This window comes from Myxococcus xanthus (assembly GCF_013116825.1).
In the GTDB taxonomy this organism is placed as follows: domain Bacteria; phylum Myxococcota; class Myxococcia; order Myxococcales; family Myxococcaceae; genus Myxococcus; species Myxococcus xanthus_B.
In genome coordinates this window covers 123213-144103 of record NZ_JABFNS010000004.1, presented here as the reverse complement: position 1 = coordinate 144103, position 20891 = coordinate 123213, and the positions used below count along the sequence as shown (strand labels likewise).

Annotated in this window: 11 protein-coding genes and 2 pseudogenes; 8 read left to right on the top strand and 5 right to left on the bottom strand. The window is 64.8% G+C overall.

Features of this window, described 5'->3' with window-relative positions:
- Positions 1-185: 185 nt before the first annotated feature.
- Entirely contained in the window at positions 186-1679 is a 1494-nt protein-coding gene (locus HNV26_RS02440) for a UvrD-helicase domain-containing protein (protein ID WP_171442903.1), read from the top strand.
- 172 nt (positions 1680-1851) lie between these two features.
- Here HNV26_RS02440 and HNV26_RS02435 read toward each other — a convergent pair whose 3' ends face one another.
- The 3 genes and pseudogenes from HNV26_RS02435 to HNV26_RS02425 all read right to left on the bottom strand — a co-directional run.
- Positions 1852-3573, bottom strand: coding sequence for an ATP-binding domain-containing protein (locus HNV26_RS02435; protein ID WP_171442902.1), 1722 nt, complete (start codon positions 3571-3573; stop codon positions 1852-1854).
- A 1-nt stretch (position 3574) separates the two neighbouring features.
- Positions 3575-8974 carry a protein NO VEIN domain-containing protein gene (locus tag HNV26_RS02430; protein WP_171442901.1) on the bottom strand — a complete coding sequence of 1800 codons (5400 nt, stop codon included), beginning with the start codon at positions 8972-8974 and terminating at the stop codon, positions 3575-3577.
- A gap of 752 nt (positions 8975-9726) precedes the next feature.
- Positions 9727-9921: pseudogene (locus tag HNV26_RS02425) on the bottom strand (IS256 family transposase); the annotation flags it as partial.
- Positions 9922-9938: 17 nt separating this feature from the next.
- On the opposite strand from HNV26_RS02425, the gene HNV26_RS02420 reads away from it, so the two are divergent.
- Complete coding sequence (locus tag HNV26_RS02420; RefSeq protein WP_366816733.1) at positions 9939-10553, top strand: protein kinase domain-containing protein; 615 nt, start codon at positions 9939-9941, stop codon at positions 10551-10553.
- 22 nt (positions 10554-10575) lie between these two features.
- Here the strand turns inward: HNV26_RS02420 and HNV26_RS02415 are convergent, their stop codons facing one another.
- Both HNV26_RS02415 and HNV26_RS02410 read right to left on the bottom strand, forming a co-directional pair.
- Positions 10576-10923: a helix-turn-helix transcriptional regulator gene (locus HNV26_RS02415; protein ID WP_020479164.1), complete on the bottom strand. Its 348-nt coding sequence runs from the start codon at positions 10921-10923 to the stop codon at positions 10576-10578.
- Between the two features lie 136 nt (positions 10924-11059).
- Positions 11060-11311 (bottom strand): helix-turn-helix domain-containing protein, encoded by a 252-nt coding sequence (locus HNV26_RS02410; protein WP_253816134.1) that lies wholly within the window; start codon positions 11309-11311, stop codon positions 11060-11062.
- 199 nt (positions 11312-11510) lie between these two features.
- Here HNV26_RS02410 and HNV26_RS02405 point away from each other — a divergent pair, with 199 nt between their 5' ends.
- The 6 genes and pseudogenes from HNV26_RS02405 (at position 11511) to HNV26_RS02385 (ending at position 20747) form a co-directional block, all read left to right on the top strand.
- The gene (locus HNV26_RS02405) at positions 11511-13463 is read left to right on the top strand and encodes a serine/threonine protein kinase (protein WP_171442900.1); all 1953 of its coding nucleotides are present in this window, start codon (positions 11511-11513) and stop codon (positions 13461-13463) included.
- Positions 13464-13472: 9 nt separating this feature from the next.
- A complete protein-coding gene (locus HNV26_RS02400; protein WP_171442899.1) occupies positions 13473-14402 on the top strand; it encodes a DUF2381 family protein in 930 nt (309 codons plus the stop codon).
- A gap of 8 nt (positions 14403-14410) precedes the next feature.
- Positions 14411-14761, top strand: coding sequence for a DUF2019 domain-containing protein (locus tag HNV26_RS02395; RefSeq protein WP_171442898.1), 351 nt, complete (start codon positions 14411-14413; stop codon positions 14759-14761).
- A gap of 223 nt (positions 14762-14984) precedes the next feature.
- Positions 14985-15362 (top strand): DUSAM domain-containing protein, encoded by a 378-nt coding sequence (locus HNV26_RS02390; RefSeq protein WP_171442897.1) that lies wholly within the window; start codon positions 14985-14987, stop codon positions 15360-15362.
- Positions 15363-15836: 474 nt separating this feature from the next.
- Positions 15837-16181, top strand: a pseudogene (locus HNV26_RS39170) (eCIS core domain-containing protein); the annotation flags it as partial.
- Between the two features lie 1233 nt (positions 16182-17414).
- Positions 17415-20747: a hypothetical protein gene (locus HNV26_RS02385; RefSeq protein WP_366816734.1), complete on the top strand. Its 3333-nt coding sequence runs from the start codon at positions 17415-17417 to the stop codon at positions 20745-20747.
- Positions 20748-20891 lie beyond the last annotated feature (144 nt).

Below are 20891 nucleotides of genomic sequence, written 5' to 3'. Positions count from 1 at the left end.
ACACGCGAGACTGGACACCGGCAGGCCCAGTGCGCCTCAACCCCTCCCCGAACCCCACCCTGGCCGTGCAGGAGTTGAAGCGCATCGGTTGAACTCTCTCACGCGACAACTACCTTGACGCTCACCGCTTCCTTCGATTCGTGGTTCGGCCCTTCGCGCACCTTCTCGGCGCCTCAGCTAGAGGCGTGAGGCTCATTCCGGCCCCTTTCGACCTGGAGGCGAACGCTAGAGAAGTCGACGTGGTCGGGGGCGGACGCGCGGGATTCCGGCCAAGCATCCTCGCGCTCACCCTCGCAGGTGGAAGCGAGGACGCCCCGACCTTCACCTATGTGGACCGCCATGGCCGCTCCCAGCCCGTTGAAACACGCCTGCACTCGAGATTGCTTCAGGAGAAGCGCCGGGAGTGGGAAAAGACCGGGCGCATCACCCACTCGGACAATCACTACTTGGCATCAGCTCTCCTGCGGCACCCGGTCCATGGGAGTAACATCGCGCGCATCGTCGGCCGGCGATTCCCCGTCATTCTTGTGGATGAGTTGCAGGACACAGGATGGTTTCTCGGCCGAGCGTTGCTAGCCCAGCTTGCAAACCCGAATGTGCGCGGTCTCTTGGTCGGTGATCCCGACCAGTCCATCTACGAATTCCGGGGTGCGAGCCCAGCGCTCTTCGACGAGGCCCTGAGCCTACCGGGAGCCAAGAGGTACTCGCTGTCGCGTACCCACCGATGTGCAGAGCGCATCGCGACTGTCGCGTCAGCGCTCTCCGCGTCGGGGCGGGCTATTGCGGCACGCGGCGAGACGAACGGCCGAGCCATCATCCTGGTTCACGAGCACGCGCAAGCCAGTGCTGTATCCACCGAGCTGCTCCTCGCGCAGGTCCAGGCGATGGCCCCGGAGGCGTCGTCCCACGCACTACTCGGTCGCGCGACCACTACGGTTCAGCAGCTCACGTCCAGCTTGCGCAGAGAGGACTACCGCGGCCGCTTGAACACGGTACGCCGGCTGAACCTTGCAGCCCGGCTCCTTGCTGGCGGGGCGACTGCTGACGCAGCTCGGCTTATCGAGCTAGTCCTTGGTGACCTTATCTTGGACGGGAAACCGCTGCCCTCGGCAGCAGAACTCCAAGAAGCAGGCATTAGCAGGAGGTTCTGGAGCCTTGCCATCGGGCAGGTCGCCTGGGCCGCCCACCGCGTGGAGAGCCCCAATGAAACCTGGGGGGCTTGGAAGCGGCGGATGCGGGAGATGCTATCCTGCACGGCCTCAAGACTCGGAGTGGCCCCAAACGCGAGGGCGCTGAGCGCCAGGTTCCAGCGGGAAGAGCTCGACATGGACCCGAGACCCCCACTAGACGGACCAGGAGCGAGGGCACATTCGATGCTGACCACGAGCACTGTGCACCAAGTCAAAGGTGCAGAATTCGATTGCGTCACATTGTACGTGCCCAAGCCCGGGAGAGGTGGTCGCGGCTGCCCGTCGACGGAGTGGTGGTCTCAAGGGGCTTCAGCCGAGGAGCAGCGTATCGCCTACGTGGCCGCATCCCGCGCGCGCAACACGTTCGTGCTTTGCCTTCATCGGCAGAGTTACAACGCACTACGGGAGCGGCAGCCGAACTTTCTCTCACTCTTTGAGGTTCACGGCGCGGCAGCAGAACCCGGTGAAAGCGGCCGGAATCCCGTGTAATGGCACGCCTCACACTGGAGTGACCAAGGCGAAGGGCGTCGTGCAATTGACTATCGCCCTCCACCGTCGGATGGCAAATCATGAAAGAGCTGCACGGCTATACTCGGGTTCGAATGGACTGTAGGCTCTGGTAGCAGATGGCATTTCCGAGAGAGCCTTCTCGCGATACCCGTCACCCCCCTCGCAGAACCTTCGCTATCCTCGCAGCGGTGCCGACAACCCATAGACGGTTCCGAGCGCGTGTAAATGCCACGTACAGCAGTTCTCTCTCAATGGTGGCGTCCACCTCCTCGGCGCACCATAGGATCACCGCAGTAGCCTCTAAGCCCTTAAAGCGGCGCGCCGTGTCCACCAGCACGCATCCAGGCCGCCAGAGGACTTCGAAGCTCCAGCATGCCCCACCAGGATCACCGCAATCATGCAGCGCGCGGAAGTGACCATCTTTGCGCTCACCGGCCACCAATACGACGATTTCGTCAGGCTTCAGCCCCCCCTGTTGAAGCAGATTGCTCACGATAGTCTGGATGCACTTCGCTTGGGCCTTCAGCCCGTCGGCGGAGAGTTGGGTAATGGGCTCCCCCTCCACCTCGGGTGGCGCCACGTCGTCGCCTTGGTAATAGCGATAGGCCGCTTCATGAACGGGGCGGGTATTACGGCAGTTCTCCGTGAGAAGCAGTGGCGGACCAAGACCAAGATTGGATAGATCCTTCGCAAGCTTGTAGATGGCTTGATTAGGGTCGTAAAAGACGTAGAGCTGAGTGTCCTCTTGGCTTGCAAGCAGCAGTTCCACGGGGAGCCAGTACTCGTCGCCGAAGTCCTGACCTTCGTCTACCAGAATCGCTTGATACCTTTGCGGATCATGCTCCGTAGAAAGAGCAAGCGCATAGGGCAGTTGAACGTTGTATTCATCACCCATCGGGAGTTTTTCCTTGGCCATCGCCAACAGGTCGATCCCTTTGGTCCGCTTCACGTGCTTCACACGCCTATCGCAGAGCTGGTGGAAATCCATGACCTCCAGATTGGCGACGCCGCCCGCCTCGCGACCCAAGAAGTCCGCCAATGCGCGGGAGTAGCAGACAAGCAACGTCCTCCGCCCCTGAGCAGCAATCGCCCGGGCGTGCTGAAGCGCAATGAGCGTCTTACCCGTACCCGCGGCCCCGGCGATAGCTGCGCGTCTGCGGTAGCGCAGATTCTGGAGCGTTAGCGCCTGACGTTGCGTTAATTCGACTTGGCGCCGCTGCTCCCGCTCGATGGCCAACGATAGCGACGCCTGGACAGTCACCTGGGAACAAAAGACCGCTCGGACCACGCCCATTCCGAGCTGCCCAAGTGGCTTCCAGGATGCGTTGTTCGTCGCCCAGTAGCGGAAGACGCCGTCTACCCATGCTTGAAGGCGCTTCACGTCCGAACCAGCACCAAGGATCTCCTGGGGCCGATCCGGTGCAACGAAGGAACTCGTGGTGAACGTATCGGGGAAGAGCGCCGCGTGCCCCATCAGCAGCATTGGGGCGCCTGAGGGCCCCCATGTCTTTGCACTCTTGAGGCTATCCAGAACTTGGTGCTTATTGGCTTTCGCCTGCTGGACGGGGTCCTTGATTTTGTAAGTCCCATTCCTGCCTGTAGATGACCATCGTCCCCGCGCATCCCTGGACACACCGCCACCCTTGACCTCGACTACCACGAAGCCCCGTTTAGGCTCGAAGACGACGAAGTCTGCCTCCGCGTCTCTCGGCGGAGCGCCTGGTGTACGGGAGATCAAGCTAAGTCCATGGAGCACTAACCACTCCGCTGGCGTCTGATCGCGGAAGGCTCGGTATACGTCGATCTCCGCCGACGACTTCTTCGCCAGTTCCTTGAGTTCCAAATCGGTCAACGAGGGGAACATCTGCGCCATGTCAGCCTTGCCTCCAGGCGGGATCCCAGGGACGTACCTCCTCATGCCCATCGGGAAACACGAGAGTCACTTTCCATAGCTGTCCATGAGCCTCGACCTCCAAAACCGTTGCCTCCGCCCCCCCTGATAGCACCACCTTTTCCCCATCCATCGGCCCCTCCGGCTGCGACTCGTGGGCCGCAGCGGCCATGTGCCATCCATGGTCGAAGCGGTACTCTATGGCTTTAAGGAAGGGATTAGAAAGGACATGGACCCTGGTTTGTGCCGGATCTCCAACGTGCTCCACTACGTACAACCACCAAGCTTCTCCCGCTTCAACGGCCTTCCGGAACTCCGAACGAGTCACCTCAACCCCGCGAGCGGTCCAGGGCCCATCGATCCCCTTGACCTCAATGAACCGCGAATCCCGTTCGCCGGAGGAATGGAGGTCATAGCCCTGGAGATTATCCACGACCTCGGCTGCGGTACGCCCCTGGGCCCTTTCCCATTCGATTACTCGCTGCATCGCCAAGCGTTCGATGAGCTGAACCCTCTCGGAGTCGAAAGATCGGGTATCGTAATCATTCTGCTCATCGCGATGAACGTAGCTGCGGAGGCGGTGGGATCGACCTTGCGCGGGGCGAGACGCATTGGGAGACCAGGGATGGCTGCTCCCAAACCCGGGACGAGTCGGAGCGTCTGGGACACCATCGGTCGAGAAAGTATCCGCTCTGGGAGGAGCATCCCCACCCCACGTCCCCAAGTACGATTGCGGACCTGCTCGACCGCCACCCATGCCCGAATTTGGACGGCGAGGGAGCGACCTCGCATTGTCGAACCCCTCACTCGCTGAAGCTTCGGCAACCTTCAGAACCTCATCCTCAAGATACTCTTCGCCTCGTAAAGTGTCCGTTGCCTCCTGGAAATCAATGAGAGGGTCGGGTGCAAGCCACGCCGGGATCGCCGCGCTTGGTGCTCCAACGGGAATGACGGCAATTCCATCTTCGTCGAGCATGCCAGCCATCTGCGACGGCTCCTCCTCCAAGAGTCGACTCACTCTGAGTGCTTCTAGGCCGCACTCCGTTGCAAGCGTCCGGGCCAACTCGTCGCCCATCTTCCGCTTCCCAGCCTTGCGGAGCCAGAGGAGCGCCGCGTCGTGGTCCCAGAAGCTGCTAGCCTGCTGCTCAAAGACGCTCTCGCCGGTGCCGTGAAGCCGGCACTTCACCCGCAGGTCGCGTGCAATACGGAGGGTGAGCCGTCTCGCCAACATCAGCCGCTCGTCGTTCGCCGCCGCCCTTGAATCGCCACCCCGCTCCGTTGCCTCATGCCACGCCAGCCTGCGCAGGGCAGCATGGAACTCAGAGGAACGCACCCTCTGAGTAAGCTGTGTGCCCCATACGATCAGCTCTGCATCGGTAGAGGGGATTGGCTCCTCTGCGAGTTCATCGACAAGCGCACTGCGAAGTGAGCAGGAGCCTGCTTTTTCAGCAATGTCCAGCGACACCTCGACCTCTTCCACCAATGGCAAGTGGCAAAGAGGGGTCATGCGCTTCACACGTGGATCATCCGGAAGGAGGGTTTCACGGGCCAGCATGAGTCTGCGTTCAATGGTGGGAATGCTGATCGGCTGCGACTGGAGCCACTCCCGATCCTGAACGCGCAATTGCTGCAAAGCGGCTTGAACCCGAGCAACCTCGTCGTCGGAGAGAGCACGTTCGCCGATACGCTCACGCAGCTCACCCAACATTTCCACCCAGTCCAACGACTCAGGCCGTGCACGCACTCCGAGCCGGGTGAGTCCCTTAGTAATCAGCGGCAGCCTTGCCAATTCCTGGTCTTCTAGGATTGAAACGCACCAATCCGAAGCGAACGGAAGCGACTCCAGGAACACGCGTCGGGGGCGCCACCAGCCGCCGCGCAGCCATATGCACGCGGCCGCTCGCAATGACGCCAGCACGCCAGCCCCGGCCGCGACCTCCGTGTCTGACAACTCCGCAACTCGCAGCACGAACTCGACAAAGGCTGTCCGACACGCCGTTCGAACCTTTTCCCCAGCTGCGCTCTGGTTGATGGCCTTAACCATCTCGAAGTGCCGGACCATCTCGGCGAATGGAACTTGCGTCCGCAAGCCGAGTGCCTTGGCCATCTCATATGGGAGCGCCTCACCATCGAGCACAGGAAACACGGAAGCGACCAGATGGAGGAGTTTGGGCGCCGCTAGTTCACTGGCCTTGTACAGGCGGTCCTGCCAGAGAACAGCAGCCGCAACCTCCTCCCGCGAGGGCCTCGAGGCAGGCAGCCAAGCCATGCCGGCCAGTGAGTCCACAAACCTCTGAGAGCCGCTCTTCTTGGGCTCACTAAGACTATCCCAATGACGGGCAATGTACCCTCGCAACGTGTCCAGTCGCTCACGGACGGCCTCGACACCATTAACGTCGGCTTCTTCAACACACAATTGAAGAGCATCCAGCAAATGGCTCTCTCGTGGTATCGAATGCAGCCGGAGGTCCGCGAAGAGCCCATTCCAAGACTTCGGGTCGTCACCGAGACGCTCCATGTCTGGAATCTTCGCAACATTGCCGAGCACCCTTCGGACTTCCTCAACATCTGGCCGGTACATGTAAGCTGGCGCCCCAAAGCCAGCTCCCGACAGAGGGAGGAGCTCCGCATTGATCAACTCCGCAACAAGGCTGCTCCTTTTCTCCGAAACGAGGGTCTCTCCAATCGCCCGAAGATGGTCTCGCAGCCAGCGCAGCATGTCCATCCGGGCTTGGTTAGAGGCACCACGGAAAGCAGGCAGGAGTCCCCTCACCACGAAGGAATGCCCATCTTGTTCGGGGACACGCAGCGCCTTGAACAGGGAAAGCCAGCGCCCCTGCGGACCGGGAGTTAAGAGCCTGTGGCGTACATCGAGCCCATGGGGAGGCTCGAAGCCGCCGGGCACATACAAGTCCTGTGTCTCAGCAGCGGACACGATGGCACCATCCGACGTGGGGAGGATGGGCAGCCCGCGCAGTGCATCCGCGCGCGCATCGTTCTCACGCAGCCAGCCGGGAGAGCTCAAGAAATCAAGGAGAGGATCCAATACGGCCCGATCAAAGAAGGCATCCTGATGAAGCCTTGGCGTCCTGGCGTGCTCCGCCAACTGGTCAATGATGGTTCCTGGAGTCACGGACCAGACGAAACCCTTATGCCTATCCGCGAAGCGCTGGATTGAGGCGATGAGCTCCTCCGAGCCGGACACTATGGGCACGCCAAGCTGAAAAAGTGCTTGACGCAACGAATGTGGAATTTCATCCATGAGCAGCGGCGTTTCGATGGAGCCTATTGGGTGCAGCCGCCCAGCTTGATCGGGAACCAAGGCGAGCGTCTGAAGCGCCTTCTTGTTTTCCCGTACCTCGGATAATGGCAGTTGCTCCAAGTGCTCGAACAGCCGAATCCACCACACTTCGTCACTGAAGAGGGTGGTAAGGCTCTCCCGCAGAATTTCTACCATTCCCGCGAGACCTGTCTGCCTCAGACTCAGCGCCGGGACAGGGCTAGTAAGCTCCACCCCCGCCTGAAACGTGGGGTCAAGCAGTCGATGGGTGATGCCCTTGAGTAGCGAGCGCTCCGCGTCGGTAACAAGATAGAGTGGGCCACACCGAGAAAATGTGTGCAGCATCCCATCAGCAAGCAGGGCCAGCGGAAGCTCCGTAAGCTTGTCCAAGCCGTCCTGGGCGCAAAAGCGCGCGAGCGCTGCAACCCACTCCGGTCGGCGCAAGGCCGGGTGAGGAGCTGCGCTCAGTTCGCAATGAATGTCACCAGAGGTGTTCAGGCGTTGGAGGGCATTTCGAACGTGTTCGGAAGAAAGTACCCTGGCGCGTCCTTTGAGAGCGTCCACCGCGAACGCTGGGAGCGGCGGCTCAACGAGCGTGTTCTCGTTAGCCAGCAGCGGAGCACGGAGTGCATGGTGCCAAACGTCATTCAGGGTCCAGAACCGCTCTCCCATGCCATCCAATGAGCGCCACACCACTCCGTCTGGCCCCACGCACGGGAACACCCGAAGCGCTCCAATTTCCGAATAGAAGCCCTCGACCAGCGCACTGTCGTGCTCGTCCCTGCATTCTGAGGGTCGAGGCCACAGTCTATATGGGTCGGCCATCGCGCCATCGTCGCGAGTGAGCATGGCCACTAGGGCCCCCCAGACCGGACCAACGCCGTGCCGCAGAAGCGCCTGGTTCCACTGGGTGCGAAGCCGTGAGATTTCCCCCGTTCCGGCTTGTCGGGTGATACCTCGACGCGCTGAATCCACGTCGAACCAGCCGTGCAGCATGACCGGCCAGCGTGTGGGCTCAGGAAGCGGAAGGAAGCAGGCCAGCCCGCCTGTCTTCTTCCCTGCGTCCAGGGAAGCACCTGCGCCTGCCCAGGGCAGGGCCTTCTCACCATGGGCGCAGATACCCTGGGCGCTTCTCAGAAGGTCGTTGTCAGGTCCACGGAACAGGCCGGTAACCACGCCCCAGGAGCAATCGGTTCGCTTTCCATCGTCGAATACGTGGAACGCATGAATGAAGGAGGCAACGGGAAGTGATTTCGCGGAAGCCAGCCACTGCTCTAATAGTTCCTTAGGGTCGCCACGCACGGCCTCTCGGAGCGGTCTCCGCGCGGCATCCACGTCAGTGGCATTGGCAGTCAGGAGTTCGTAGCGGATCCGACGAGTTCCATCCGGTGCGATCTCGTCAACCCGTAGCGACTGGACCGAGCGAAGGAATATCAGCAGCGTCGGCCCCGCCTTCTGCACTTCCTCCAAGATATCCTCGAAGTCACCTTCCGTGAACGCCTCCGGCATGATCTCGCTATGGCCAGCGTCCTCTTTACGTCGAAGAGGAAGGCGAAAGACCGTGCCGTTGAATCGCATGGCGCCAGGGAGCACTCCGGCGGGCCTGAAGGTCTCGACCCAATCAGGCCATGCCTCCGTGGCCTCCGTGAGGGACCAAGCCCATGCGTTGCGATCACGCCCGTGAGCACGCCCGTGCGGGTCAAACCACACCACCCAGTCGTCAGTGAGCAGCGTCGGATGATCAGAAACGCTATAGCTGGAATTGAATCCCTGACCGAAGCGCCCGGTGCTCCGCGCCTCGTGCAGCTTGCCGCCATCATCGATGTGCTGGATGTTCTCCAGATCACGCGGGGTGAAGACGCTGTCATTGGTGAACAACAACGCTGGGCCAAGCACAACCTCCTGCTCAGGCTTATCCAAATGGCCTGGGTGCTGCCTGCGGTCATAGGTCACGTGCAGATAGGAAGCACTGGCGTCGTCGGCGTTTTGGAGAAACTCCTTCACGAGCCCGAGTCCTTTCGGATAGCTGCGCACCAAGTCACGCAGGCGCGCCGTGATACGACTGGTCTGGTTGAATCTGCGCGGTTCGGGAGTCTTGGCCATGGGGTTTCGTTAGGATTCTAAGTGGACGTGCCGCCTTCAGGTGCTTCATCCTGCTGATGGAAGAACTGCAAAGGAATCAGAACGAAACAGCCTCAATAGCAAGGATCCCCCTGGCTACCAGGGTCTTCGGTGACCCTGACTCCCGGGGGGCAATCGGTCGCAGAGCGCCAGCTTGAGCTTCTGGATCTGTCCCCTTGAAATGGCTGGCTGGAAGCCGGGAGCGCCGCATGCGTCCTGACACCTTCAACATCCCCGGGCAAGGTGGCATAGCTAAAAAAGGCTACGCCGGCAAAATGCTCCTGAGCTGCTCTTCGAGTGCGCGGAGGTAGGCGGCGGGGTCCTGGCGAAAGTGTCGGCCCATGAGGCGGGGCGTCTGCGCTCGCGGAGGGTAGTGCGCAGCTTGATCCAGTAGGCCGTATCCGTCGGTGCGAGTTCGTGGCCCTGCACAGGGGCCAGTCGGGTGGCGGCTGCGGCAACGATGCGTACCTGCCCGCGCACCACCAGACTCTCGCTGCCACGCCGCCGTCCTGAAGACCGGCGCTCGTGGCAGCGAGCACTGCCGAAGAGCTGCTCCAGGGCGTTGTTGGTTCGAGGCAGCCCGTCGACGTCGTAGCAGTGGAAGAGCCCGGCCCAGTAACGGCGAGTTTCCAATAGGAAGTGCGCGAGGGCCGCACGGTGCGGCGAGGGTCAAGTCCCGAATCCTGTGTAGTTGGTTCGGAGGGGGCTCGGGGGAGGAAGGCTCCTTGGCGGCATCATGCAGCGGCGGTGTCAGGGATTGATTTCATCAGGGACATGTCGAGGTAGCGGCGGTCATCCCAAACGCCGGTGACTACAAGTGCGACGGCGATGATGAGGAGCAGGGCGCTGGCGCGGTCCGGGAAGGCGTCGACGCCGCGGATGCGGCGCGTCACCTCGCCGTGGAGGCGCTCCAATCCACCGCGACGTCGCCCCCCGGAACATCCGCGTGGCCCGGAGCGGCGAGGTGAAGGTGACGGACTTCGGCGCCGCCTACTCGCTCATGGTGGGCCGGGAGGAGACCCCGTGCCTCCTGCTCAAGGGCGACGTGGCGTACGCCTCGCCCGAGTACCTGCACCGCAAGCCCATGGATCGCCGGTCCGATATCTTCTCCCTGGGCCTGGTCCTCATGGAGATGCTGACGTGCAAGCACCTCTTCGACCTGGAGGACGCGCAGGCCCCCATCGCCGCCCTGGACGTGAAGACGGAGGAGGCGCCCTCCGTGCCCCTCACGCAGATGATCGCGCTCGTCAGCCGCTACCGCCCCGAGGACGTGGAGGACGCGATGGCGGGCCTGCCGGACACGCTCAAGGCCATCATCCACAAGGCCCTCCAGCGCAAGCCCTCCGAGCGCTACACCTCGGCCGCCGAGCTGCGCGATGCCCTGCGGGCGGCGCTCGCGGCACAGTCCCAGCCCTTCGGACGGAAGGAGGCGGCTGAGGAGCTGGCGCGGATGCTGTCGGACGCGTCCGTCCTGCGCGACCGGGTGGAGCTCGACGAAGCGGGCATCTTCCCCGAGGGACTGGACGCCGACGAAGCGACGCTCACGCCGAACGCGAAGTGAGCGCGGGCGGCCGGGCGCAGCGTCAACGCAGCAGCACCTGGGCCACCTTCACGAGGGCGTCGAGTTGCTCCTCGTCCATCTTTCGTGCGAGGCCGGTGAGCTGCCGCAGCCTGGGCGCTCCGCCCGGGCCTCGCGCCCCCTTCCCCTCCTCCGCGTCCGCGAGCCCCAGCAGCTCGTCCGAGCCGATGCGCAGCACCGCGCACATCCGCAGCAGCGTCTGCACGCTGGGCAGCATCTTCCCGCGCTCCAGGCGGCTGTAGACCATGTGCGCCAGGCCCAGCTTCTCGGCCACTTCCGCCTGCGTGAGCCCGAGCTGCGTCCGGGCCTCTCGGGCGGCACTTCCAATGCGGGTCGCCAGTTCTTCGTTCATGCGTCGAGGTACCAGGAACACCGAGGACCCCGTCTGCCGCGGGCAGGAGGCCCGCGACTCGGGAACGCCCTTCCTGCCGCATCTTGGCGGCCGTGTCGATGCGCGACGAGCCCCCTGTCACACGGCGCCGCCCCACCTACTGGCCGGCCCCCTCGGGCGCGGGAAACGCCAGACCCTCGCCGCTCAGGAGGAGGTCCACGGAGACACGAAGGACGCCGCACAGGTCCACCAACGTGGGGAGGCTGGGCAACAACCTGCCGCGCTCCAGGCGACTGAGCACCAGCGTCGGCACGTGGATGGCCTCGGCCACCTGGGCCTGCGACAGGCCCGCTCGATGCCGGGCAGCGCGGACCTGGGTTCCAATCCGCTGGGAGAGCTTCGCGTACATGAAGAGACCTGGGAAAAGAGGAGAATGCCGCGGGGACGGCACTCCGAGCATATACCTCAACAGGTTCAACCATGGTATCCGTCCAAGGTCTATGCCCCTCCCACGTTGCTTCGCGGGGGGAGCCCTCACGAGTTCCATTGCCCGTTGAGCGCATGTCCAGGAACGCCGAGCCCGTACGCCCCGCCGAAGGAGAGGACTCGTGAGCCCGCGTCTGCATCCCGTCGTGCCCCCGGGCACGGACATTGGCGGATACCTGGTGGAGGAGCGGCTGGGGGCCGGGGGCTTCGGCGCCGTGTACCGCGCCCGGCGTGGAGAGCGGAGCTCCGCGCTCAAGCTCATCCCGCTCTGGGGGCTGGCCGAGTGGGCGGAGCGCGAGGTGGCCATCCTCCTGCGGCTCAAGCACGCCAACCTGGTGCGCATCCGTGGACACGGCCAGTGGCCGGACGAGGCGCCCCAGTCCTTCTTCATCGTCATGGACTACGTGGAGGGGCGCCGCCTGGACGTGTGGGCCACGGAGGAGAACCCCTCGGCCCGTGAGGTGGTGCACAAGGTGCTCGGTGTGGCGCGCGGGCTGGGCGCCGCGCACCGGGCGAAGGTGGTGCACCGGGACTTGAAGGAGAGCAACGTCGTCGTGCGCGACTCGGACGGCGAGGCGGTGGTGGTGGACTTCGGCGCGGGCGGGTACGAGAGCGCCCCCAGCATCACCGGCGGCGTGCTCCCGCCGGGCACCCTGGAGTACCGCGCGCCCGAGGCCTGGCGCTTCCAGCAGGAGCACGGCGACGAGCGTGGCCGCTCCTACCAGCCCCGCCCCTCGGATGACATGTACGCGCTGGGCGTCGTGCTCTATTGGCTCCTGACGGGCAGGCAGCCCTTCCTGCCGGACGAGGCCGAAGGCGTGGAGGCCGTGCTCAACCGCGCCCCCAGACCGCCCCAGGCGCTCAACCCGCGCGTCCCCGGGGCCCTCGGCGACGTGTGCATGCGCCTGCTGGCCAAGACGCCCGAGGAGCGGCACCCCGACGCCGACGCGCTGTGCGCGGAGCTGGAGTCCCTGCTGGCCCAGGCGGACGAAGCCTGGGACGTGAAGCTCTGTGACGCCCATGGCGCGGACACCGCCACCACGCTCGCGGAGGCGCCGCAAGCGGTCGAAGACGAGCTGGCGCAGTGGCTGAAGCGGCGCAAGGCCCGGCCTCGTCGAGGGCCTCGTCCGCCACAAGCTGGGGACGCGTACGAACCCGATGCAAACGCGGTGGCCATCCCGTTCGAGCCGCCGCCCGCGGCACATGCCAGCCATTCCAATGCCCTGCGCGTAGCGGCCTGGATGGCGCTCCTGGTGGTCTTGATTGTGGGCGGGATGGTGCTCGCGCGCGGACTGATGCCCTCCTCCCCTCCTGCCGCACGTCACGGGATGGCGCCCCATGCCCATGTCACCGTGGGCTCGCTCCCCGGCGGTTCCGCGTTCGTTCCCACGTCCTGGAGTCCCGGTCAGGAAGTGGCGGCACCCTGGAGGCCACTGGAAGCTGACGAGGCCGCAGGCTCGCTCGATGGAGCATCCACCCTTGCGGCCGTCGCCGTTCCCGCGACGTATTCCAAGGAGAAGGCCTCCGTGAAGATGAAGAAGGACACCGGCATGCTCCCCCAGCCCGAGCCGCAGCGCCTCCGGGGCACAGCCGTTGGCAAGGCGATTGGCCTGGGTGTCGCGGCCTGCCTTTCGATGGCGTGCCCTGGTTCCCAGGTGCGCCCGACGCCGCCTCCCGAGGACTGTCCTCCCGGGGCCGTTGAGGCCATGGAACAGCTCGGCCTTTTCGCCCCCGGCCTCGCGCGGCCTTCAACCACGTTCGACCTGAGCCCTGGCAAAGGTGGCAGAAACATCAAGGTCCGTGAGGGCACGACCACGGTCCGCATGGGAGTCGCTTGGGGACGCATGCCGCCGGGAACCCTGTTCTCCGGGCAGCTCCTCGTCGGTCCAGAGCGGGTCTACGGACGACTCACCGAGGCGCGTACTCCCAAGAATGAGCGCATCCCCGTCTGCGTGCAGTTCGTTGAACCGGAGGACGGCCGCATCGGACTCCTGAAGATGGAGCCCACCCGAGCCCCCGGCACGGCCACCGTCTACTCCAGCCTGGATTTGAAGGCCGTGCGCAGCTTCGAGTGAGGACCGACCGTGCCCGCGTCGCCCATCGCCTTTTTCGTGGTGCTCGTGCTCGCATCTGGAGCCGCGCCCGCCCAACCGTCTCCCACGGTCTCGGGCCTTGGGGTGCGCCGCGTCGAAATCTCGGCGGAGCCATCCTCGGCGGTGCCGCCCCCCGAGGTTCAGATAAGCCCACGCATGTCCACGTCCTTCGAGTTCGACTCCGCCCTGGATCCGGCGAAGGTCGTGCTCGAAGGCGAAGAGCGCTTTTCGCTCGTGGACCTCGGGCGAAGCACGCTCCGGCTGGTGCCCTCGGAGCAGCTCCTACCCGGCGAACGCCTACTGCTGACGGTGCGCTTCCAGGATGGCTCGGTCCCCCTCGGTGCGGCCTTCGTCCTCGTCGCCCACCCCGCGCGCGGAGAGCGCATCGTCGAGGTGTGGCGACAGGCGCGCACGGCGGAGTCCTACCAGCAGGAGGCGAAGGAGGCCCGAGCGGAGACCCAGCAGTGCCACGAGGAGAACGCGCGGATGAGGGCGGAACAGCGGGAACCGAGCGGCATCGCGGGCCTCCTGGCCAACGGTGTCATCCAAGACGAGGAGGGCGTCGCCGCGAAGTTCCTCCGCGTCAACGAAGAGGTTCGTCAGCATCCAGGCAACGCACTCTGGGCACACCGGGCTTGGAGTTATCGCGCCCCTGTTCGCGTGGCCGTAGCGGTGGAGTTCGAGAACCCGGACGCCGCGAACCCCTGGACCGCGGAAGGTGCATCGCTGGTGAGCAAGCCGGGCACGTCCCTGAAGATCCTGACCGTCTGGCAAAAGGCTCCCATCTCGCGCTATCCGTTCGGGCGCGTCGTGGTGGAAGCGGAAGCGACGCCGGATGCTGCGCAGGGGCCGTTCACCCTGAAGCTGTGGGGCTCGGGCGGGCTGCGTGCCATCACGCTCTCCGGCGTGACGTTCCCGTAGGTCTGGTGATGAAGTTGGAAGAACTGGTCGAGCAGTTCGCTCGGAATGTCGCGGCCCAGACTGATGCCATTCATCGAGGAGATTCCAGGACGGGGAACAAGCACGCCAAGCAGTACACCGCCGCGCTTCAGGCGCTACGCGCGCAGGGGGATACTGGGCGAGAGGCCCTCGCCGTGCTGCTGAAGCATCCTCGTACGGATGTTCGAGCCATGGCGGCTGGGTTCTTGCTCCGCTACCGGACGGCGGAAGCCAAGGCCGTGTTGGAGGCTGCGGCGATGGAAGGAGGCATCGGCGCCCTCGACGCAATCATGCCCCTGAGGCACTGGGAAAACGGAACCTGGGCGCTTGATCCGGAGTAGCCCGCATCGGAGGACCACCTCGGCGCTGTCCAGGCGAGCCAAGTATACGTAGTCGCGATTGAGGTCACCGGCGTCTGGGATGACCGCCGCTACCTCGACATGTTCCTGCTGAAATCCCCTGCCCCCGCCGCTGCTTGATGCCTCCGAGTCCTCCCCCGCCCCCCTCCTACTCACGATTCGGGACTTGACCCTTTGCAGCCGTAGAAGTCGATAGGGGCTTTCGATGTCGGAACACCGCACTTGGCACGAAATCAGGGAGTTGAACCGCCGCGTTACCGACCTTGGAGAACCGCTCGTTCTCACGGATGAAAACCGCGCGCTCCTGACCAATACCGCTTCCGAAGTAGCCATAGCGCCACAGGAAGTCACCCAGGCACTCCAGGACGATGTGAGCGCCGCCGCGCTGCTCAAAGAGATTGCGAAGCGTATCCGGGTGGGCTCGCGGCGCCTGTCGCGTGCCATCACCGAAGCAATCAAGCACCAGGAGGCAGGCGACCTTGACGCCGCACGCGCGCCCTTCCTGGAACTGCTCAATGTTGAAGTCGTCCCGTTCTACCGCGAGCTTGCCCAGGTTCAGCTAGACGCGCTCGACGAGCCGTAACGACAACGGGGGCGTGTGCCTCAATGCGCGTCCACGCCGCCGGCTCGGCCTTCCTGAGACATGCTCCAAACCGCGTCTGCTTGAACACGTCCCACCCGCGCCTTAGCTTGCTCCGGCTGCGTCAATTCCAAACCTCCCAGGTCGGATTGGGATTCGCGCCGGCGAAATCTCCGGCCCCGCCGGGCTCTCACAGTCGGCTTCAGTTCACCACAGTGCCGCCCATTGACACTGACAGTGAACACGTGAACTCCTCCGGTATGAATCATCAGGGGGCGCGCATCCGTGAGCCGAGCGACGTCAAAGTCGGTACGCCGGAGTGAGTCGACCCGGCCTTCGGATTCATCCAGACGTCCTGAGAGCGCGCCGTCGGAGCGGTCCGCCCCCGGTGTTCCCGCCTTCCTGCGCGGGCGGTCCGGCGAGAGCGGCCCTGGCGCACGCGCCCGCCCCAACTCGGCATCGAGCGTCCCGCGTTACATGCAAGGTGGATTGGGGTCCCCCCTCGGGCCTCCGGTCCAGGCGAAGTGCGGGGCATGTGAATCCGGAGGTGGCCCGTGCGCGGCGTGCGGGGAGAAGGACGCGGTGCAGCCACAGGCAGCCGGAGGCACCGTGGAGTCACGGCCCGCGACCATCCGGCGCGAGGCCCATGCAGGTGTGAAGGATGCCAGCGCTCCCCTTCCCCACTTCGCACAACTTCAGCAGGCGTTCGGCCGCCATGACCTGTCGAACGTCACAGCCCGTGTGGGCGGTGAGGCCGCGCTCGCGAGCGACCGGATGGGGGCCCATGCGTTTACGATGGGCAATCGCATCGCCTTTCGTGGCCCACCTGACCTGAGACTGGCAGCACACGAAGCGGCGCATGCTGTTCAGCAGCGCTCCGGCGTACAACTCCATGACGGCGTCGGCCACCCAGGAGACCCCTACGAGCGCCAGGCCGATGAGGCCGCTGACGCCGTGGTCCGAGGCGAAACCGCCGAGCCCATCCTCGACCGCGCGGTGGGCCCCTCCGGTCCTCCGGTGACGGTAACGTCTCCGGGCGCAGCGCCCGTCCAGCCCTTCCTCGCAGCCAACGTCCACCGCCTCTTCGAACCGCCTGCGGCACCCTCCCGAATGCCCAGGCCGCGAGGTGGCGGTGGCACCTCCACCGGCGGTTCGCGCGAATCGACCGAAGGCCGCTCGGCCCAGGATGGACAGTCCACTGACAGCGGCTCGGGGGCCGCTGGCAGCGCGCTTGGCGCCGCGGCGGGCCCCGCGACGGATGCACTGACTTCCGGTCCAACTGAGCCCACGAGCGACACGGCCGCCCCTCCCGGCGGCGCCGAGGGCGCACAGACCTGCGCGGGCGGCGGCCCCCAGAACGCAACCTGCTACACGGAGGCCATTGAAGAGCCGGCGGTGAGGCCAGAACAAGATCCTCCCGAGCCAGCGTCCACTGAGTCGCAGGAAGCCGCCTCCAGCGTCAGTCCCGATGCCGAGGAGCAGGACAACTGCCCCATCGAGGAAGCCATCTCCGAGCAGGCGCCCTCCTCCACGGAAGCCGCCGCGCCCGCGCAGTCCACGCTGGACAGCAACGCTTCTGCCCCCGAAGCCTCGGGCGCTTCCGCGGAAGGAGCCCCCACGGGCGACGCCGCGGCCGCACAGTCCTCGGAGGCAGTTGGGGGCAACGGAGAAGCCCCAGCGGAAGACGCCGCGAATGAGGCCGCTGGTGCGCCACTGGACGAAGCCATCGCCACGACCGAAGTCCAGCGGTGGGATGCCGTAGCGGCGCATGGCAGTGCGTCCGCCTCGCTCGCCAACGCCGGGGCCGGGGCCATTTCGCTCCGAGGCGGCGTGCAGTTCGTCCCGGCGCCAGCTGCGACGTCGGCGGACGACGCGCGACGTGTTGACGCGAACTCACGCGCGGACGCGTTCTTCCTTCAGGCGGCCAATCGAATCGAGGACGCGGTTCTCCTGACGCTGGATGACGTTCCAGCCCGCATCGGCGCGCTCGCCGAGACGTACAAGAGCGCGATCTCCGCCTCCATGGAGGAACAGAAGGCGGCCATCAGCGCCAGCGTGGAGCAGGCGCGCGTCGCCGCCACCGTCCAGGCCGAGGGAGCCCGCCAGCAAGTCCTGTCCGAGCATTCCACCACCGTCTCCACCATCCACTCGGAGACCGACAGTGCGATCGAGTCGCTCCGGGCCGTCTACGACTCCAGCCTGATGCTCGTTGACGAGCAGGAGTCCACCACGCTGGACAGCGTCAACTCCCTCTACGCCCAAGCCCGCATTGCCCACGAAGCACTCGGCCCGACAGTGGGCGATGAGTGCGTCCAACTCGGCGAGGAGTACGCGGAGAAATATAAAGGCTGCAAGATCAACAAGAAGGACAGCTTCTTCGCGGGCTACCTGACCGACCGCCGCGCCGAGGCCCAGATGAAGGCCGCGCGCGAGACGGCCAAGGGCTATCGCAAGAGCCTGGTGGACACGGCCACGAAGCAGGCCGGCGAGGCGATGAAGGGGCGCCAGTTGGACCGCTGCGGCGTCATCGCCGCGGCCCGCCGTGCCCGCGAGACGCTCGACACGCAGTACGAGCAACTCGTCGCCGCGCTCGAAAGCAGCCGGACACAAGCCCTGACGCAGGCGGAGACCACGCGCGACTCGCTGATGGCCTCCGTCGACTCGGCATTCATCGCCGAGTTGGCCCGGCTGGACCGCCACGAGCACGACCAGCGCCAGTCCGTGAATGACACGGGCTACCTGCAACAGGTCCTCATCGAGTTGGCGGCCTTCGCCTCGGCGACGTCCATCCAGAACGCCGTGACGGGCGCCATCGACACCCTGGTGCAGGCGCTCACGGGCGTGCGCGACCTGTTCGCCACGCAGTCCGCTCCGGAGGGCGAACACCTGGAGCGCATCCTCGGGCAAGCCATGGGCGGGCTCGAAGGCGGGCTGGATGGCCTCGTCTCCCAGGTGGAGCAGGGAGCCGCCGGCGCCCTGGAGCGCGTGGACGGCGTGGGGAACCAAGGGCTAGAGGCCATGCTGCGGCTGGGCCAGTCCTCCGAGGAAGCGACAGCGGGCCTGGTTGATTCCTTCACGGCATCCATGGGCGCATTGGCCGCAGGAGCGACCACGAGCTTCGGCCAGCAGCGCGACGCGTTCACCACACAAGCACAACAGGTGGCTTCAGACGGAGCCACCGGCCTGGAGACCGTGGCCACCGGCTTCCAGACGACCTGCACGACGATTCTCACCCATGTCGAGAGCGCACTGGTGGACTCCGCGGACGCGCTGGAACAGAGCCTCCGCGACTCCAAGGCGCAGCTCAACTGCGACATTCCCATCCAGGCCCAAGAGGCGGCGTCGAAGGAACAGCCCGCCTGGAAGGGCGTGCTGGCGGTGGTGCTCATCATCGCCATTGTCATCGTGGTGGCACTGGTCGTGGGCCCGGCGGTCATCGGCGCGGTAGGCGCGGCGGCGAGCGCGCTGGGCGCCGGAGCGGCAGCCGCGACCATTGGCACCATCGTGGGCGGTGCCATTGTCGGCGCGGCGACGTCGGCCGCCATCCAGGTCCTCAACAACTGGGCATCGGGCGAGCGACTCATGGCGGGCGTCGGCAAGGCCGCGCTGATGGGTGCGATTGGCGGGGTGTTCGGCGCGGGCGCGGGTGCCCTCATCCAGAACGCCGTCAAGAGCGTGGCCCTTCAGTTCGTGGCCAACATCGCCGCGGATGCAGTGCTCGAAGTCGCCACCCAGCTCATCACGGGTGAGTTCTCCTGGAGTGCGCTGGGGATGTCCGTACTGATGTCCGTCGTCACCGGCGGATTCGGCGAAGTCCCTCGCATCAAGCGCGTTCAGCAACGGTGGATGGCTCGCGGCGCAGGTGTCGTGCCCGGCTCACGGGCCCGCGCTTTCCGCGAGTCCATCGCTCCTCGGCCTCCAGCGGAGAGCGAGGCCGTGACGACCGTAAGTCCCCGCCCCGAAGCCGAGGCCGACGTCACGACGGCACGTCCCACTGCGGAAACAGACGTCGCCACGCCCCCACGCCCCGAGGTGGAGACCGACGTCGCATCACCCCCACGGCCCGAGGCAGACGTTGCGAGCACCGCGACTCCTCCGCGCCCTGAAGCCCAGTCGGACCCCAGCACAACGCTTCACTCGAAGTCCGAGACAGAGCCCGCCCTAAGTCCCGAATCCCTTGTTGGTAAGAATCCGCGCGCCAACGCAGAAGCGGAGTTGGACGGCCAGGCAGCCGCGTCCAGCACCACCGGCACGAAGCCCAAGGACAAGCCCGACACTTTTGACGACATTGAGTTCAATCCAGATGGGCGAGCACGTCAGACGGTGGGCTGGTCTGGCAACATCGACGCTCCGTCCGCGAGCGCGCCTCACCTCGAATTCATCAAGAACGGCATCGACTTCATGGAGAGCATCTCCAAGGGAATGCGGAGCCGACTGGACGAATTGGTCCATAAAGTCTATCCGGGCGACACCGCCGCGTTGGCAGAGTTCAACACTCGAATGCAGGAGATCTCCAACGATCCGATCATGCAGAAAGACCTCGGAGACCTCCGGAAGGACTACGTGGCGAACAAGGCAGAAATCGAACGTATCGAGGCCCAACAAGCAGACCTCTCTCATGAGTACAACCGGTACGAGAACGCCCGAGACTGGCTGCTGACGTCAATGGAGAGTCGCTCCTCCGCGAACAAGGCGAAGGCCGCGGAGATCATGAGCGAATTGCGCAATGCCCTCCTGGGAGAAGCGACCCCGCATGCAGCGGCGATTGCAGATGCTCCGGCCATAACACCAGAGGGCCTGAAGGCCATCCATGCCCATCGCCGAACAGAGGCGGAGGTTCGCGCAGACATTGCCGATCATTACCGAATGACGGGCAATGCGCCGCCAGAAGGATTCTTCTTGACCAAGGGGCCCAGGGCTGACGACAACCGTGCGGAGTATTTTCATGCCGCGCGATACATCAACGTCGGAGACAAACCTTCATCAACGAAGATGCACCACGAACTCTCCCACCGCATCGAGCACGTCGAACCCGAGATCTCTTCCGCATCCAAGTCCTTCGTCGAAGCCCGCGCCCGGCGGTTCGTCCAACCGGGGCAACCCATCGAGACGAAACCGTTGCGTACGCTCACCGGCATCGAATCCTACAAACCCTACGAACATGCCTACGAGGGCGGGTTCATCGACAAGTACGTTGGGAAGGTCTACGACAGCCCGGCGACCGAGGTCGTCACGATGGGCCTTGAGCGCTTCAACGATCCAATGGAAATGGCGCAACTCTATCGTCAAGACCCGGAGCATTTCTTCTACGTGCTAGGTGTTGTCCAGCGGACGAGGGCCCGAGCCGGTCTCCCGATGCCCACTACCACAAGCACGCCTGGAAATTGAGCAATGTTCCGTTACCGATTGATGACCCCGCTCTCATCGCCGTTCGCGCGCTTCAAGAAGGAAATCGCCGTCTGGCTCGAGGTCGAATATCGAGATCAGAGTGCTCGCCTGCAGTTCGAAGGCCCAACGCCACTCGTGGCAGAG

Coding starts and splice junctions, on each gene's coding strand:
- HNV26_RS02435 (WP_171442902.1), bottom strand. CDS start 3,573: ATGGCGCAGATGTTCCCCTCGTTGACCGATTTGGAACTCAAGGAACTG.
- HNV26_RS02430 (WP_171442901.1), bottom strand. CDS start 8,974: ATGGCCAAGACTCCCGAACCGCGCAGATTCAACCAGACCAGTCGTATC.
- HNV26_RS02415 (WP_020479164.1), bottom strand. CDS start 10,923: ATGAACGAAGAACTGGCGACCCGCATTGGAAGTGCCGCCCGAGAGGCC.
- HNV26_RS02410 (WP_253816134.1), bottom strand. CDS start 11,311: ATGTACGCGAAGCTCTCCCAGCGGATTGGAACCCAGGTCCGCGCTGCC.
- HNV26_RS02395 (WP_171442898.1), top strand. CDS start 14,411: ATGAAGTTGGAAGAACTGGTCGAGCAGTTCGCTCGGAATGTCGCGGCC.
- HNV26_RS02390 (WP_171442897.1), top strand. CDS start 14,985: ATGTCGGAACACCGCACTTGGCACGAAATCAGGGAGTTGAACCGCCGC.